The organism is Mesorhizobium sp. M2A.F.Ca.ET.037.01.1.1 (assembly GCF_003998075.1).
GTDB lineage: Bacteria > Pseudomonadota > Alphaproteobacteria > Rhizobiales > Rhizobiaceae > Mesorhizobium.
In genome coordinates, this window is sequence record NZ_RZSA01001076.1 from 1 (window position 1) to 2082 (window position 2082).

Sequence of the window (2082 nt, forward strand, 5' to 3'; positions counted from 1 at the left end):
GCTTCCAGGGTGTCGTTCCCGGCAAAGGGCGATACGGACGGTCTATTGCATGGCTGCGGGGTTCATCCACAGGAACTCCCAGACATTGCCATCCGGGTCTTCTATGTGACGGTTGAACATGAAGCCGAGATCCTGTGCCGGGTTGGGATCGGCGCGGCCGCCCGCTGCAACACCTTTCTCGATGACCGCGTTGACCGCGTCCTTGCTGTCGACGGTCAGCGCGATCAGCAATTGGCTCTCGCGCTTGGCATCGCCTATCGGACGGGCTGTGAACTGGCTGTAGTGCTGGTGCGTCAGCAACATGACCCCGATCGAATCGGAGAACATGATCGAGCTGGCCTGGTCGTTCGAGAACTGCGGGTTGAGCGTGCCGCCGATCGCGAGATAAAACTTGGTCGCTGGCTGCAGATCGCGCACCGGCAGATTGAGGAAGAGCATTTGGGTCATCGGGTTGAAACCTCCGTTTCATTGACGGGTACTAGTCAGTCTAGTACTGTCTCGATGGCTATCATACGGGAACGGTACCGTCTAGTACTGATAGAGGGGCGCTATGAAAATTGCTGTTGAGACCAGATCGGCCCGTAAGGATCGTGAGATCATCGAGGCGGCGACCGCCGCCTTCATCGCCAAGGGCTACGATGGGACCAGCATGGAGGAGATCGCCACCAGGGCGAGCGCTTCGAAGCAGACTGTCTACAAGCATTTCACGGACAAGGAGACGCTTTTCACCGAAGTCGTGGAGTCCACCGCTTCTCAGGTCAACGACGTTGTCGAGTCCGTGACGATGCTGCTTTCCGAGGCAAAATTCCTGGAGGGCGGCCTGCAGCAGCTTGCCCGGCGATTGACCACGACGCTGATGAACGACGAGTTGCTGAAGCTCCGGCGTCTGATTATCGCCAATGCCGATCGGATGCCGCAGCTTGGCCGTAGCTGGTACGACAAAGGCTTTGAGCGCATGCTTGCCTCGGTGGCGGAGTGCTTTGAAAAGCTCACCAGCCGAGGCTTGTTGCAGACCGGCGATCCCCGTTTGGCGGCCAGCCATTTCTTTGGCATGCTGCTTTGGATTCCGATGAACGAAGCGATGTTCACCGGAAGCAACCCGCGCTCGAAAGCCGACCTTGAGCGCCACGCCGATGCCTCGGTCGAAGCGTTCCTTGCCGCCTATGGGGCACGCTCGAAATAGTCGCGCCGCCTGGCACGATCTGCGCGGCGCAACGAGCCGCGTTACGTCGCCTGGTGTCGTAGGAGGTCGGCCGGCCTCAGTCAGTTGAGCAGCGCCTGAGAGTCCAACGCGATCGGCTAGGCGACGGCTGAATCGTTCTAGACGGTGCCGGCCCGCGGCGAGGGCAGACGGAAGATCGCCCAACTTGCGGCGGCGAGCGCCGCCATCGTGACCAGCAGCACCGCCAGGCTCGGCAGGTGGAACACCATGTCCCGCCATCTGGGCTCGATCACCGCGCCGGTGCTGAAGGCCTCACCGCTGAACTGGCACAGGATCCAGGACGCGCCGCTGCGCACCATGTCGGCGTCGATGTCGGAAATCAGCACTTTCGCCTGGCGCTCGGCTGCGGGCATCGTCGCCATATAGGTGAGCAGCGCCTTGGCGGTGGCGAGATAGGCGTGGCTGCATTCGTTGAACGGGCTCTCCTCGTCGCCGAGGCTTCCCGGCATCAAGCCCCAGAGGCAGTAGGTGTATTGCAGATTGCCGTGATTGTAGAGCCGCCGGAAGGTCGGGTCGGTCACGGTCTGGCGTTGGGCAAAATCCAGGATGTCGCCACGATAGCGCGCGATCACAGCCATCTGGCCGTGGGTTAGGCTGGGGATCTGGATGCCTGGGGGAGGCGGAGCGGAGGAGCCACTATGCGCCTGCGCCGAGGCTGCCGCCAGCAGGGCGAGCAGCACTGCAACCGAGCAATTCCAGGAAAATTGTGCCGCGGTTTTCCGTCCGGAATTGCGAGAAAACAGAAGACCAAAGCGGCTCAGCCCTCGTGTCGACCGTTGAGCCGCTTTGGCCGCCAGGGCACGGAACCGTGGCGGCCAACGCATGGGAGTTCAAGCGTAGCGGCGGGCGGGGGCGCGCTG

3 protein-coding genes are annotated in these 2082 nt (G+C 62.0%); 1 reads left to right on the forward strand and 2 read right to left on the reverse strand.

The window, feature by feature from the left end:
• Positions 1–42 precede the first annotated feature (42 nt).
• Positions 43–447, reverse strand: coding sequence for a VOC family protein (locus tag EOA27_RS33535; RefSeq protein WP_126078085.1), 405 nt, complete (start codon positions 445–447; stop codon positions 43–45).
• A gap of 103 nt (positions 448–550) precedes the next feature.
• On the opposite strand from EOA27_RS33535, the gene EOA27_RS33540 reads away from it, so the two are divergent.
• Entirely contained in the window at positions 551–1183 is a 633-nt protein-coding gene (locus tag EOA27_RS33540) for a TetR/AcrR family transcriptional regulator (protein ID WP_126078084.1), read from the forward strand.
• Positions 1184–1320: 137 nt separating this feature from the next.
• On the opposite strand, the gene EOA27_RS33545 is transcribed toward EOA27_RS33540, so the two are convergent.
• On the reverse strand, positions 1321–1902 hold the full coding sequence (locus EOA27_RS33545) for a hypothetical protein (protein ID WP_126078083.1): 582 nt from the start codon (positions 1900–1902) through the stop codon (positions 1321–1323).
• Between the last annotated feature and the right edge of the window lie 180 nt (positions 1903–2082).

Bases quoted from the DNA above. Each gene is read 5' to 3' on its own strand.
- EOA27_RS33535 (WP_126078085.1), bottom strand. From the start codon at position 447: ATGACCCAAATGCTCTTCCTCAATCTGCCGGTGCGCGATCTGCAGCCA.
- EOA27_RS33540 (WP_126078084.1), top strand. From the start codon at position 551: ATGAAAATTGCTGTTGAGACCAGATCGGCCCGTAAGGATCGTGAGATC.